At 44.3% G+C, this 13,166-nt stretch carries 12 protein-coding genes and 2 rRNA genes (1 of these 14 running past the window's edge); 1 reads left to right on the top strand and 13 read right to left on the bottom strand.

Annotated features, from left to right (window positions below; translation table 11 throughout):
• Window positions 1-69: 69 nt before the first annotated feature.
• Window positions 70-2,031, bottom strand: coding sequence for a methionine--tRNA ligase (gene metG / locus ACUXV2_RS20105; RefSeq protein ID WP_446244891.1), 1,962 nt, complete (start codon window positions 2,029-2,031; stop codon window positions 70-72).
• A 472-nt stretch (window positions 2,032-2,503) separates the two neighbouring features.
• Between metG and ACUXV2_RS20100 the strand changes: the two genes are divergently transcribed.
• Window positions 2,504-2,785, top strand: coding sequence for an AbrB/MazE/SpoVT family DNA-binding domain-containing protein (locus ACUXV2_RS20100; RefSeq protein ID WP_224878283.1), 282 nt, complete (start codon window positions 2,504-2,506; stop codon window positions 2,783-2,785).
• Between the two features lie 51 nt (window positions 2,786-2,836).
• Here ACUXV2_RS20100 and rsmI read toward each other — a convergent pair whose 3' ends face one another.
• From rsmI to ACUXV2_RS20040, 12 genes are all read right to left on the bottom strand, one after another.
• Window positions 2,837-3,715, bottom strand: coding sequence for a 16S rRNA (cytidine(1402)-2'-O)-methyltransferase (gene rsmI, locus ACUXV2_RS20095; protein WP_446244890.1), 879 nt, complete (start codon window positions 3,713-3,715; stop codon window positions 2,837-2,839).
• Window positions 3,716-3,735: 20 nt separating this feature from the next.
• The gene (locus ACUXV2_RS20090; RefSeq protein ID WP_446244889.1) at window positions 3,736-4,479 is read right to left on the bottom strand and encodes a tRNA1(Val) (adenine(37)-N6)-methyltransferase; all 744 of its coding nucleotides are present in this window, start codon (window positions 4,477-4,479) and stop codon (window positions 3,736-3,738) included.
• 97 nt (window positions 4,480-4,576) lie between these two features.
• Window positions 4,577-4,951: a DNA replication initiation control protein YabA gene (gene yabA, locus ACUXV2_RS20085; RefSeq protein WP_446244888.1), complete on the bottom strand. Its 375-nt coding sequence runs from the start codon at window positions 4,949-4,951 to the stop codon at window positions 4,577-4,579.
• 14 nt (window positions 4,952-4,965) lie between these two features.
• Window positions 4,966-5,793 (bottom strand): PSP1 domain-containing protein, encoded by an 828-nt coding sequence (locus ACUXV2_RS20080; protein ID WP_446244887.1) that lies wholly within the window; start codon window positions 5,791-5,793, stop codon window positions 4,966-4,968.
• 7 nt (window positions 5,794-5,800) lie between these two features.
• Complete coding sequence (gene holB, locus ACUXV2_RS20075) at window positions 5,801-6,784, bottom strand: DNA polymerase III subunit delta' (RefSeq protein ID WP_446244886.1); 984 nt, start codon at window positions 6,782-6,784, stop codon at window positions 5,801-5,803.
• A 13-nt stretch (window positions 6,785-6,797) separates the two neighbouring features.
• Window positions 6,798-7,238, bottom strand: coding sequence for a YaaR family protein (locus tag ACUXV2_RS20070; protein WP_446244885.1), 441 nt, complete (start codon window positions 7,236-7,238; stop codon window positions 6,798-6,800).
• Between the two features lie 17 nt (window positions 7,239-7,255).
• Complete coding sequence (locus ACUXV2_RS20065; protein WP_175989788.1) at window positions 7,256-7,585, bottom strand: cyclic-di-AMP receptor; 330 nt, start codon at window positions 7,583-7,585, stop codon at window positions 7,256-7,258.
• Window positions 7,586-7,727: 142 nt separating this feature from the next.
• Window positions 7,728-8,357, bottom strand: a complete 630-nt coding sequence (gene tmk, locus ACUXV2_RS20060) for a dTMP kinase (RefSeq protein WP_446244884.1) — start codon at window positions 8,355-8,357, stop codon at window positions 7,728-7,730.
• A 17-nt stretch (window positions 8,358-8,374) separates the two neighbouring features.
• Window positions 8,375-9,802 (bottom strand): aminotransferase class I/II-fold pyridoxal phosphate-dependent enzyme, encoded by a 1,428-nt coding sequence (locus ACUXV2_RS20055; protein ID WP_446244883.1) that lies wholly within the window; start codon window positions 9,800-9,802, stop codon window positions 8,375-8,377.
• Between the two features lie 241 nt (window positions 9,803-10,043).
• Window positions 10,044-10,244 (bottom strand): sigma factor G inhibitor Gin, encoded by a 201-nt coding sequence (locus ACUXV2_RS20050; protein WP_231937995.1) that lies wholly within the window; start codon window positions 10,242-10,244, stop codon window positions 10,044-10,046.
• 488 nt (window positions 10,245-10,732) lie between these two features.
• A 5S ribosomal RNA gene (gene rrf, locus ACUXV2_RS20045) occupies window positions 10,733-10,849 on the bottom strand.
• 98 nt (window positions 10,850-10,947) lie between these two features.
• Window positions 10,948-13,166, bottom strand: a 23S ribosomal RNA gene (locus ACUXV2_RS20040) (it continues 717 nt past the right edge of the window).

Genomic DNA, 13,166 nt, shown 5'->3' with positions numbered 1-13,166 from the left:
AATCTTCCGGTAAATATTATGTTGATATAACAAAAGGATGTTCCACGTGGAACATCCTTTTGTTCTTTATTATTTTACTTTTGTACCGTTTGGTAATGTTTGATCTACGGTCGCCAGGGAAAGACTTCCATTTTCTTCTCCTGCGAGGATCATTCCCTGAGAGAGTTCTCCGCGTAGTTTGACCGGCTTGAGGTTTGTTACGCAAATGACTTTCTTGCCGACTAACTCTTCCGGCTTATAGTGTTTGGCGATTCCCGATACCACTTGTCTCTTTTCGTACCCGAGATCAAGTTGGATTTTCAGCAGTTTATCCGCTTTTTTTACAGGTTCGGCATCCACTACTTGAGCTACTCTTAGCTCTACTTTCATGAAATCATCAATCGTGATTTCTTCACTCTCTTCAGGTGCCGGAACTTCGGACTTTTCTTCTTGAGCAGGCTGGCTTCCCTGCATTTTCTCTTTGATATAGTCAACTTCTTCCTGAAGATCAAGGCGCGGGAAGATCGGCTCACCTTTCTTAACCACTTCCGTTCCTTCAGGGATTGCACCAAATTCTTCTAAGCTTTCCCACGTTTGAAGTTTTTCATCGTGGAGATTCAGTTGTTCAAAGATTTTCTTCGGTGTTCTGGTCAAGAACGGCTGTAAAAGCACAGCAACCCTGCGAAGGGACTCTGCCAGATGGCTCATTACGCTTCCCAATTCGGCTTTCTTGTCTTCTTCTTTCGCTAGCGCCCAAGGCTGTGTTTCATCGATATATTTATTTGTGCGGCTCACCAGCTGCCACAGACTGGATAATGCAACCGAGAACTCCATGTTTTCCATTGCTTCTTCGTACTTGCTCACCGTTTCTTTATTGATGTCTAACAGGTTCTGATCGAACTCGCCATTTGAGTGAACATATGCAGGGATGACACCGTCAAAATACTTGTTGATCATTGCAACCGTCCTGTTCAACAAGTTACCGAGATCATTGGCAAGATCAAAATTGATGCGTTCAACAAATCCTTCCGGAGTGAATACCCCGTCAGAACCGAATGGAACTTCTCTTAATAAGTAGTAACGCAATGAATCAAGACCATATCGGTCAATCAGAGTGACCGGATCAACCACATTTCCTTTAGACTTGGACATTTTACCGTCTTTCATCAACAGCCAGCCGTGGGCAAATACCTTTTTAGGCAGCGGCAGGTCTAATGCCATCAACATGATCGGCCAATAGATTGTGTGGAAACGGACAATTTCCTTCCCTACCAAATGAACATCTGCCGGCCAGTACTTTAGATAGTTCTTATCATTATTACTGCCGTAACCTAATGAGGTGATGTAATTCGATAACGCATCGATCCATACATAAATAACATGCTTGGGATTACCCGGAACCTTTACACCCCAGTCAAAAGTGGTTCTTGATACAGCCAGATCTTCCAAACCGGGCTTGATAAAGTTATTGATCATCTCGTTCTTACGAGACTCAGGCTGGATGAATTCAGGATTTTCGTTATAATAAGCCAAAAGACGGTCCACGTATTTACTCATTTTGAAGAAGTATGATTCTTCTTTTACCTTTTCGACAGGACGTCCGCAGTCAGGGCAGTTTCCATTTTCAAGCTGTCTTTCAGTGAAGAAGGATTCACATGGTGTACAGTACCATCCTTCATATTGATCAAGGTAGATATCGCCTTGATCGACCAATTGTTTGAAAATCTTTTCCACGATATCTTTATGACGTTTTTCCGTTGTACGGATGAAATCATCGTAGGAGATGTCTAATTTTCCCCACAAATCCTTGATGCCGCTGACGATATCATCTACGTAACCTTGAGGGCTTACACCCTGCTCTTCCGCTTTACGCTGGATCTTTTGTCCGTGCTCGTCAGTACCCGTTAAATATCTTACATCGAATCCGCGCATTCTTTTATAACGAGCCATCGCATCCCCGGCCACCGTCGTATAGGCATGGCCAATATGTAAATTTCCACTTGGATAGTAGATTGGTGTTGTAATATAGAAGGTGTTCAATTTTTCTTCCACTTTCGCTTCCTCCTCTTTTCTTTCTAAAGTGCCCACATAAACATTCAACCGTGTCCGAATGGTATATAGTGGATTTTTATTCTATTGTCTTACCTATTATCTTAACCTCTTATCTCATCAAAATATACCTAAAATATAGTGTTTCTGCAACTGCACTGTACATCCTTCAGGTGATGTCGAAATCATAGGTGAAATTTGTCGACTTGTGTCGAATTATTGTCCACATAAAGATTTTTCGACAAATTTCTTTTGATTACAATAATATTAAATTGGTAATACAATTATTTACAACACACCGTAAAGCTTGTCATATCAACTTTCTCGATGTAAGTTATTTTAAATAATTTACAAATTTAATTATTGACGATAGAGAAAAACGTTGGTATGATATTACCAGAAACAGAAAATTGTCGAATATTGACGAACTACTAACTAGAGAGATAAAATAAAACATTTCTGGAGGAGAAATAATATGAAATCTACAGGTATTGTAAGAAAAGTTGATGAATTAGGTCGTGTCGTTATTCCAATCGAACTTCGCCGTACACTTGGCATTGCAGAGAAAGATGCTCTTGAGATCTACGTGGACGACGAAAGAATCATTTTAAAGAAATACAAGCCAAGCATGACTTGCCAAATCACTGGTGAAGTTTCTGATGACAACATCAAGCTTGCTGACGGTAAATTAATTCTTAGCCGTGAAGGTGCAGAACAATTAATTAAAGAAATCCAAGATTCTTTTCAAGCAAAATAATCTTAATTTGATATAAATATAAGGGCTGAGTCTAAACACTCAGCCCTTTTTCTATTCTTTCTCTACGTGAAATGCCTGATACACTTCTCTCTTCTGAAGGTTTCTTACTTTGGCAACTTCTTTAATCGCCAATTTAGAGGACATTTCTTTTTCTTCTATATAATATTGAACATGATCCTGTAAGGAATAGTTCGTCCACCATTCTTCATGTACTTCTTCTTCCTGCTGCTTATTTCCCTCTATCAGTAAACAGAATTCCCCTCTTACTTCACCGGTCTCAGCCCACTTCAATACCTCTTCTAAAGGACCGCGGATAAATTCTTCGAATTTCTTTGTCAATTCACGGCATATGACAATCTGCCGACTGCCGAGGGCTTGATGCAATTCTTTGAGTGTTTCCTTCAGTCTATGTGGTGATTCATATAGGATAAACGTATCTTTCAAGGGACGAAGCCTTTCTAATTCAGCACGCTTCTCTTTCTTTCCTCTATGTAAGAACCCGTAAAAATAAAACGGCTGGGGAGCTAAGCCGGAAGCGATCAGAGCTGTCAATGCAGCATTTGCCCCTGGAAGAGGAATGACGGATAGATCGTGTTCTATAGCTGCTTTCACCAGTTCATAGCCGGGATCAGAAATGGAAGGCATACCTGCGTCACTGACAAGGGCAACTGTTTCTCCTTGTTCCATTCTCTCAATCAGCTTAGGACCGCTCGATTCCTTGTTATGCTCATGATAACTGATGATCGGTGTATCGATTTCAAAGTAGTTGCTCAGCTTCTTCGTATTTCTTGTATCCTCCGCTGCAATGACATCGGCTTCCTTCATGATGCGTATCGCCCTAAATGTCATATCTTCCAGATTCCCAATAGGAGTGGGAACAAGATAAAGGCTTCCCTTATCGCTCTCCTGGTAGCTTTTTTGCTGGTTCATGATGCTTTCACCTCCTGGGATTATTCTTTACCATAAAGCATTTCATAAACTTCCCGTGAATATTCGTTGTTCTCACTGTAGACAAATAGAGGCGGTAGGATCTTCAAATCTGGTTTGCCATCTTTGATTCCTTCGATCAGGAGCGTATTGGCTTCTTTTCCCTGCCTCGAGTAGACGAGCCTCATCCGCTTCGGTTCGAGGCGGTGCTTCCTCATCAGGGACAAAATATCCATCAGCCTTCCCGGCCTGTGTACGAAAGAGGCTTTCCCGCCTTGCTTCAGCAGGTAGCTTGCAGCCTGGATTGTGTCTTCCAGGGTGCAGAGAACTTCATGGCGCGCGATGGTATAATGTTCATTCAGGTTTTGAATGGAAGTCGGGACGGTTTCGAAATAAGGCGGGTTGCACGTCACCACGTCATAATGAGAATGATGAAGCAGTTTGTTTATTTCTTTTACATCTCCAAGCTTCATCGTTACCTGATCCTGCACGCCATTATACTGAATGCTTCTCTCTGCCATATCTAGCAGACGCTCCTGGATTTCCACCCCGGTGATCTCAACGTTTGTCCGTGCGCTCAAAAGCAGCGGGATGATTCCATTTCCGGAACAAAGATCAACCACCTTCCCTCTTTTCAAAGGCAGATAACTGAAGCGTGCAAGCAATACGGCATCCAGGGAAAAGGAAAATACCGACGGGCTTTGAATGATTCTCATATTTTCTGCCAGCAGATAATCCAGTCTTTCATCGTCTTTTAATACAACCATGTGTTTCCTCCGCTTGTTCAACAAAAAGGACCAATCCCTTCTGAATGGATCAGCCCTTTTCATCATTTATCTTATTCTAGGCATTACAGGTTCTTCTTTATTTCTTGTTTAAGAAAGACAGACAGAACAAGCAATCCTCGTCTTTGCGCGGGCTTCCAAAGTGGATATTGCAAATATGGAAGCCTTCCTGGTAAAGTCGGGCAAGATTATCGTATCCTTCCCCGATATCCAGTTGTTTATCTTCTAAGTCTGACTCGCTCGTCGTACCCGCATCGCCTGTTGATTGACCCTTATTCGGTGAGTTCTCCGTCTGTTCCAGTCTTCGGCGCAAATGTTCGTTTTCAAGCTTGAGGGCATTATTCTCCTCAAGCATTTGTGCCAGGCATTGCTTAAGCTCGCCTAATTGATTGTATAGATCACCAATCTGCTGTTCCATATTGCTGACTGAATCAAAGAACTCTTTTTTATCCACGACACTACACCCCGTTACTCTGTGGCTTGGAATGATACGGCACCTACGTTCATTATTTCATCTAAAGTGAATTCCAATACACGTTCTTCTTCTTTGATTTCGACTTGAAGAACACGTTCAAGAATATTAAGACCTACCACTTTACCTTTCCCGTGAGGTGTCTTAATCACTTCACCTATATCAGGCAATTCTTCCTTGGCTGCTTCATATTCGTCATTTTCGTACTTTAGACAGCACATTAAGCGGCCGCAAAGCCCTGAGATTTTGGTAGGATTAAGGGATAGATTTTGATCCTTCGCCATTTTGATGGATACCGGTTCAAAATCTCCTAAAAAGGTCGAACAACAAAGCATACGGCCACAAGGACCGATACCACCCAGCATTTTCGCTTCGTCACGAACGCCAATCTGACGAAGTTCAATGCGTGTACGGAAAATAGAGGCCAGGTCTTTCACCAGCTCCCGGAAATCAACACGCCCATCAGCGGTAAAATAAAATATGACTTTATTACGATCAAATGTATATTCTACATCTACTAATTTCATATCTAATTGATGCTGATTGATTTTGTCACAACATACATTGTAGGCTTCCTCTGCAGAAGATTTGTTCTCTTCCACTGTTAAACGATCTTTTTGATCCGCGATACGAATCACCTTTTTCAAAGGCAGCACTACATCATTTTCACCGACTTGCTTTCTTTCTACGACTACTTTTCCAAATTCAACCCCGCGAACGGTTTCAACAATCACATAATTGTTCTTCTGGACATCCAGTTCACCGGGATCAAAATAATAGATTTTTCCCGCTTTTTTAAAGCGTACTCCTACAACATCGTACAAAGGACCATCACCCCTGCAGTTTTAGCATAAGCTGTTCTACCAGCAGCTGAGAATTCATATTGGCGTTTAACTTACGTTTTGCTTCAAGTATGGCCGTCATACTAGTAGAAAGACGGTTTGTCGATACTTGAAGTGCGTTTGATTTCCATACTTCCTTTTGGTCCGGATAGACGAGCTGTTCTTCTTTTCCTAACTGGATTTGAAGTAAGTCTTTATATATTAGAAGTAAAAGATCTAATGCTCGATCAACTTGATCTTTTTCTTTGAAGTGCTGTACAAAATCCTCTTGAATTTTCACCATTGCTTGGAAGGGACTTTTCTGGAGGACTTCATATAATTTTAACACTATTATTCTTGCTTGTGCAAACCACTCATTTTGACATATTTCTACAGCTTCCTCATAGCGATTCGTCAAATTTGCAGCTAAAGCTGCCATATGCGGCTGCATGCCCTCTTCCATCAATTGCCTGGTCAGATGCTCTTTCGGAAGCGGTTTGAATGAAATCGTCTGGCACCTTGAAAGAATGGTAGGCAGCATTCTATGAATATTTTCAGTGATAAGGATCGCCGTCGTATCCGCCAAAGGTTCTTCGAGGAACTTCAGCAGACTATTTGCAGCATTGGCGGTCATTTTATCACTATGAACAATAATATAAATCTTCTTCTTCGATTCAACCCCTGTTTTGGAGAACTCCTCTTGAAGCAACTTGATCTGTTCTTTTTTTATCGAAAGGCCATCCGGCTCCACCAGATGAAGATCCGGATGATTTCCATTATTGACACGCCTGCAGTTATTGCATTCTTCACATGCTTTGCCGTCCCGGCGGTTTTCACACAGCAGGGCTTTTGCAAAGAGCATGCTCACTTCCTTTTTCCGTGTGCCTTTTTCACCTTCAAACAGATAGGCATGCGCAACACGGTCCTTCACTATGCTGTTTTGAAGCATCTGCAGCACCACAGGCTGAAACGATTGTATCTCTTCAAACTTCATGTCGACCACTCACTTACATATAGAGATTAATCAGTAATCCCTTTATTTCTCCGATTTTTCCTAATACGTCGATAGACTTCTTTTCTTTGTCCATAACCGCTTCGGTCAATTCGACAAGCTGCTTATCGACGGTTTCCACGATATTAAGCTTTCTTCCCTCGCCGTATTGATTCCATGTATGAGATTGTTTCAAATCCATGCCGAAATCCACAGCTTCTCGTACAAATTTTTTAACCAGTGTTTTATATTTTGCAAGATCTTTGAAGGTTCTGGATTTCGCCAGCCGGCTTCCTGCATCCTCAATCGTTACTAGAAGCTTATTCAACTGCTCCATCTGCATTTTCTGATCATGCTTTTGGACAAGCTGACCGAATTTCACTTGGCTAGTCCCTGCTGCCTTGCTTTCCTTTTGAAGTTTATCTAAAGACACACGGGTATCCTGGTTGATCTTCATACCTTAAACTCCTTTGATTAAAACTGGTGGAACTGATCGACCGGAAGGACAAACACAGTGGCTCCCCCTACCTCGACCTCAACCGGGTAAGGCACATACGAGTCTGCATTTCCTCCCATCGGGGAAACAGGCGCAACCAATTGATCACGGGATTGGCAATTATCCTTGATCACCTGTAAGGCTTTATCTACACGGATATCTTCAGTACCGATGATGAATGTCGTATTCCCTGACTTTAGAAATCCTCCGGTACTTGCAAGTTTTGTCGAACGAAAATTGTGTTCCATCAATGCATTAGACAAACGATTACTATCTTTATCCTGAACAACCGCCATAATGACTTTCATTTGTGGCTTTCCTCCGTTTCGAAGACATATACTTCCTTCTATTATATCAATAAATGGGCTGGGCTGACATCCCAGTTGTAATAAAAAGACAACTTCATAATGGACTCATTTCGTCTTAAATAGAAGCTGCCTTCTTTCATTGTTACCCTATAAATTTTTTTACGATGTCATATGACTTTTTGAATACTTCTTCTTTACTTTTGCTGGCATCGACAACCTTGATCCGGTCAGGATATTGTTTGATAAGAGATTGATAACCCTCGTAAACCTTCTCGTGAAAATCAAGAGATTCAAGGTCTAACCGGTTTACTTCCCGGCCGTCATGGCGTGCGATTCTCTTCAACCCTTCTTCTGGGGAAATATCGAAGTATAGTGTAAGGTCAGGCATTTTATCCTCGATCGCAAATTGATTGATATTCATTACTTCTGTCATCCCGATGCCCCTGCCATTCCCCTGATAGGCGAGTGAACTGTCAATGAACCGGTCACAAATCACAATGGAACCTTTCTCAAGTGCAGGTATGACAATCTCAACGAGATGCTGGCGTCTTGCAGCGGCATACAACAATGCCTCTGTTCGAATATCCATTTCCGTATTTTCCTTATTCAAAATCACTTCTCTGATTTGCTCTGCAATGGAAATGCCACCCGGCTCCCTTGTTTGCACGACGTCATGGCCTTCTTCGACGAGTTTGGTGTAGAGTTTTTTTAGAATCGTTGACTTACCCGCGCCATCAGGGCCTTCGACTGTAATAAATCGTCCTTGTTTCATTCTTCTGTACCCTCCATCTATCGATACACACATACAAGGTTTTCATCCAAGCGGTGATCTCCCTGTATGTTCGCATTATTCTTCAAATATTGTTTCAATCTCACAATTGTATCCCCTGAAATTCTTTCACCAGGGATCAACAATGGAATTCCCGGGGGATACGGAGTGATCATTCGTGCCGAGATCTCCCCCTCAGCTTCGGTTAATGGTATCCACTTCTCTTCCCTATCTTCCATTTCTGCATGAGTTAATGCAAGTGCCGTGTAATGCAGCAGATTCTTTCTTTCTATCTTATCTCCGTTTCCCGCTTGTTCCGGAACCTCTTCATCTTTCAACGCTTCATAGATCCGTTCTGCTGCCTCCTTATAAGGGAAGGAGATGTGTTCCTTCATTAAAGGCAGGATCAGAAGAACATAGTAAGGATCTGCAAGCTCACAAAAGATGCCCTGTTTCTCAAGCTGCTGCTGAAGCTCGTACCCCGTCTTCCCCTTCATGGTAAGGAGAAGCTTCAACGGATCATTTGTACGCTTCACCGAGAGTCCGTCATGAATGCTCGTCAACGCCTGGACGAATCCGTCGATCTCGGCCAAATTCTTTGTTATATCGCGTTCTGTCATCGTCCCAACGTACGACCTGGCGTAATCAAGCGATGCCATAATCGGGTAAGAAGGACTGCTTGATTGCAGAATCGATAAGTATTCCGTGATCTTTCTTTCGTTGACCCGCCTGGTCCCTATATGTAAATAAGAACCCATCGTCATGGCAGGAAGCATTTTATGAGCGGATTGAATGACGATATCCGCTCCTAACGCAAGTGCAGACGCAGGGAATGGTTCCCCTAACAGAAAATGCGGGCCGTGCGCTTCATCAATGATACATATAACTCCATGATGATGTAATTCAGTGATGACCGCTTCTACATCATAGGTCATCCCATAATATGTTGGATAAGTGAGCACACAAGCTTTTGCATCCGGAAAAGCCTTTAACGTCTCCCTGATAGACTCCGTGGTGACCCCTGTCGGCACCTTTCCTTCCTCATCCCACTCTGTTTCTATTATGACAGGTACTGCTCTCGCCAGCTTCATCCCATTCAACACTGACTTATGGCAGTTCCGCTGGACCAGTACAGTATCTCCCGGAGAACATGATGCCAGTATAGCTGCTATATTCCCAGCCGTACTGCCGTTCACCAGAAAATAACTCTTCCTGCTTCCATACAAATCACTGAGCAATAACTCAGCCTCCCTTATCGCTTCATGCGGATCATGAAGATCATCCAATCCGCTAAGCTCCGTCAGGTCACTTTTATAAAAAAACTGCTTGTCCTTTTCATCTATGAATAAACCATTTTTATGGCCAGGAACATGAAACGAAATGGGATCCATCTCATGATGTCTTTCAATCGCTTCAATAAGAGGCGTTTTGGCTTGATCGTACTTCATGTTTACCCCTCTCTCTCACCACAAATATCAATCTTCATCGTACCATACTTTTTCCTTCTTAAACGAAGAAAAGCGCAAGCACCTTGATCAGCCACGGCCAGTGATGTCGGTTTTTGACATCACTGGCCGGGGTGAAACGTCTCGAGGGGCTGGGCGCCGGAGCTGGTCATCTCTCGTATCTAATTACGTTCTACTTTCTTATCATTATAAAAAAATCATAACCAAGCTGTCTATCACCTGGTTATGAATAAATTTGAGGGGTATTCACTTTTTTTAATCGCTGGACGAACAATTTGTACACCGGATCATTCGTCTCCGTCTGTACCATTTCCCGTTCACATTCCGTACAGATAAACGAAGTGTATAGATGGATTCCGACCGACTTCTCACTTTGACACACAATACACTGCTCTTCAACCGCCTTACGCTCTGCATTCATCATAAGGATCTCCACCTCCATACAATCTATTGTGCCCAGAGTGCTCCAATTGTATACAGTATTTTAAACTTTTAAACTAACAGAATTATCAAGTGTACTTTTATCTTATGTAGAATGCGCCCAGTCTGTGTTTGTCTTTCTAAAAAAGTTTGGAAAAAGTGATTGGCTGGCGGAATGATGATTAGGTTGGGGGTGGTGAGGCCAGGAATGGAGTGGTGGCGTGATTGCAGGAGGGGCGGATTTGGCAACGGACATGGATCGGTGATCGACATGGAGGCAGACGTTCGAATGGGGCGGAATGGGGTTTTGATAATATATTCGGATCTTTGATAATAAATTCGTGTTTTTGATAATATGTTTGTCAGTTTTGATAATATACCCACTTTTAACTCCTGAACTATGGCCATCCAGGATCAAAATCTAACGTGCTGCTGACCATTTTCTTCAAAAACACAAAAAAACAGCCCAACACTGAGCTGTTTTATCTATTTGCCTGGCGACGTCCTACTCTCACAGGGGGAGAGCCCCCAACTACCATCGGCGCTGAAGAGCTTAACTTCCGTGTTCGGCATGGGAACGGGTGTGACCTCTTCGCCATTATCACCAGACGAATATTCAATTGAAGGTTTGTTCCTTCAAAACTAGATAAAGGATTGATGTCAAGATTACCGGTATTGCCGCTTGTGTTCATTTAAAATGACTCTTTGTGGTTAAGTCCTCGATCGATTAGTATCAGTCAGCTCCACATGTCACCATGCTTCCACCTCTGACCTATCTACCTAGTCATCTTCTAGGGATCTTACTCACATAAAGTGATGGGAAATCTCATCTCGAGGGGGGCTTCATGCTTAGATGCTTTCAGCACTTATCCCTTCCGCACATAGCTACCCAGCGATGCCTTTGGCAAGACAACTGGTACACCAGCGGTGCGTCCATCCCGGTCCTCTCGTACTAAGGACAGCTCCTCTCAAATTTCCTGCGCCCACGACGGATAGGGACCGAACTGTCTCACGACGTTCTGAACCCAGCTCGCGTACCGCTTTAATGGGCGAACAGCCCAACCCTTGGGACCGACTACAGCCCCAGGATGCGATGAGCCGACATCGAGGTGCCAAACCTCCCCGTCGATGTGGACTCTTGGGGGAGATAAGCCTGTTATCCCCGGGGTAGCTTTTATCCGTTGAGCGATGGCCCTTCCATGCGGAACCACCGGATCACTAAGCCCGACTTTCGTCCCTGCTCGACTTGTAGGTCTCGCAGTCAAGCTCCCTTGTGCCTTTACACTCTGCGAATGATTTCCAACCATTCTGAGGGAACCTTTGGGCGCCTCCGTTACTCTTTAGGAGGCGACCGCCCCAGTCAAACTGCCCACCTGACACTGTCTCCCACCCCGATAAGGGGCGCGGGTTAGAATTTCAATACAGCCAGGGTAGTATCCCACCAACGCCTCCACCGAAGCTGGCGCTCCGGCTTCCAAGGCTCCTACCTATCCTGTACAAGCTGTACCAAAATTCAATATCAGGCTACAGTAAAGCTCCACGGGGTCTTTCCGTCCTGTCGCGGGTAACCTGCATCTTCACAGGTACTATAATTTCACCGAGTCTCTCGTTGAGACAGTGCCCAGATCGTTACGCCTTTCGTGCGGGTCGGAACTTACCCGACAAGGAATTTCGCTACCTTAGGACCGTTATAGTTACGGCCGCCGTTTACTGGGGCTTCGATTCGCACCTTCGCTTGCGCTAAGCACTCCTCTTAACCTTCCAGCACCGGGCAGGCGTCAGCCCCTATACTTCGCCTTACGGCTTCGCAGAGACCTGTGTTTTTGCTAAACAGTCGCCTGGGCCTATTCACTGCGGCTCTTCGAGGCTATGCACCTCAAAGAGCACCCCTTCTCCCGAAGTTACGGGGTCATTTTGCCGAGTTCCTTAACGAGAGTTCTCTCGCTCACCTTAGGATTCTCTCCTCGCCTACCTGTGTCGGTTTGCGGTACGGGCACCTTTTTCCTCGCTAGAGGCTTTTCTTGGCAGTGTGGAATCAGGAACTTCGCTACTATAATTCGCTCGCTATCACAGCTCAGCCTTCGCGATGATGGGATTTGCCTCATCATCAGCCTAACTGCTTAGACGCACATATCCAGCAGTGCGCTTACCCTATCCTCCTGCGTCCCCCCATTGCTCAAACGGAAAAGAGGTGGTACAGGAATATCAACCTGTTGTCCATCGTCTACGCCTATCGGCCTCGACTTAGGTCCCGACTAACCCTGAGCGGACGAGCCTTCCTCAGGAAACCTTAGGCATTCGGTGGATGGGATTCTCACCCATCTTTCGCTACTCATACCGGCATTCTCACTTCTAAGCACTCCACCAGTCCTTACGGTCTGACTTCACTGTCCTTAGAACGCTCTCCTACCACTGACACCTAGAGGTGTCAATCCACAGCTTCGGTGATACGTTTAGCCCCGGTACATTTTCGGCGCAGAGTCACTCGACCAGTGAGCTATTACGCACTCTTTAAATGGTGGCTGCTTCTAAGCCAACATCCTGGTTGTCTAAGCAACTCCACATCCTTTTCCACTTAACGTATACTTTGGGACCTTAGCTGGTGGTCTGGGCTGTTTCCCTTTCGACTACGGATCTTATCACTCGCAGTCTGACTCCCATGGATAAGTCTTTGGCATTCGGAGTTTGTCTGAATTCGGTAACCCGATGAGGGCCCCTAGTCCAAACAGTGCTCTACCTCCAAGACTCTTACACATGAGGCTAGCCCTAAAGCTATTTCGGAGAGAACCAGCTATCTCCAAGTTCGATTGGAATTTCTCCGCTACCCACACCTCATCCCCGCACTTTTCAACGTGCGTGGGTTCGGACCTCCATCCAGTGTTACCTGGACTTCATCCTGGACATGGGTAGATCACCTGGTTTCGGG

It is taken from the genome of Rossellomorea sp. NS-SX7, from assembly GCF_052828565.1.
Note: the sequence above shows the minus strand (reverse complement) of the source record. Positions and strands in the feature narration are given on the sequence as shown.

What these genes read in the sequence shown, in the direction of transcription:
- ACUXV2_RS20050 (WP_231937995.1), bottom strand. Translation starts at nt 10,244, where the DNA reads ATGATGAATGCAGAGCGTAAGGCGGTTGAAGAGCAGTGTATTGTGTGT.
- tmk (WP_446244884.1), bottom strand. Translation starts at nt 8,357, where the DNA reads ATGAAACAAGGACGATTTATTACAGTCGAAGGCCCTGATGGCGCGGGT.
- holB (WP_446244886.1), bottom strand. Translation starts at nt 6,784, where the DNA reads ATGAAGTTTGAAGAGATACAATCGTTTCAGCCTGTGGTGCTGCAGATG.
- rsmI (WP_446244890.1), bottom strand. Translation starts at nt 3,715, where the DNA reads ATGAACCAGCAAAAAAGCTACCAGGAGAGCGATAAGGGAAGCCTTTAT.
- ACUXV2_RS20055 (WP_446244883.1), bottom strand. Translation starts at nt 9,802, where the DNA reads ATGAAGTACGATCAAGCCAAAACGCCTCTTATTGAAGCGATTGAAAGA.
- ACUXV2_RS20100 (WP_224878283.1), top strand. Translation starts at nt 2,504, where the DNA reads ATGAAATCTACAGGTATTGTAAGAAAAGTTGATGAATTAGGTCGTGTC.
- ACUXV2_RS20065 (WP_175989788.1), bottom strand. Translation starts at nt 7,585, where the DNA reads ATGAAAGTCATTATGGCGGTTGTTCAGGATAAAGATAGTAATCGTTTG.
- ACUXV2_RS20070 (WP_446244885.1), bottom strand. Translation starts at nt 7,238, where the DNA reads ATGAAGATCAACCAGGATACCCGTGTGTCTTTAGATAAACTTCAAAAG.
- ACUXV2_RS20090 (WP_446244889.1), bottom strand. Translation starts at nt 4,479, where the DNA reads ATGGTTGTATTAAAAGACGATGAAAGACTGGATTATCTGCTGGCAGAA.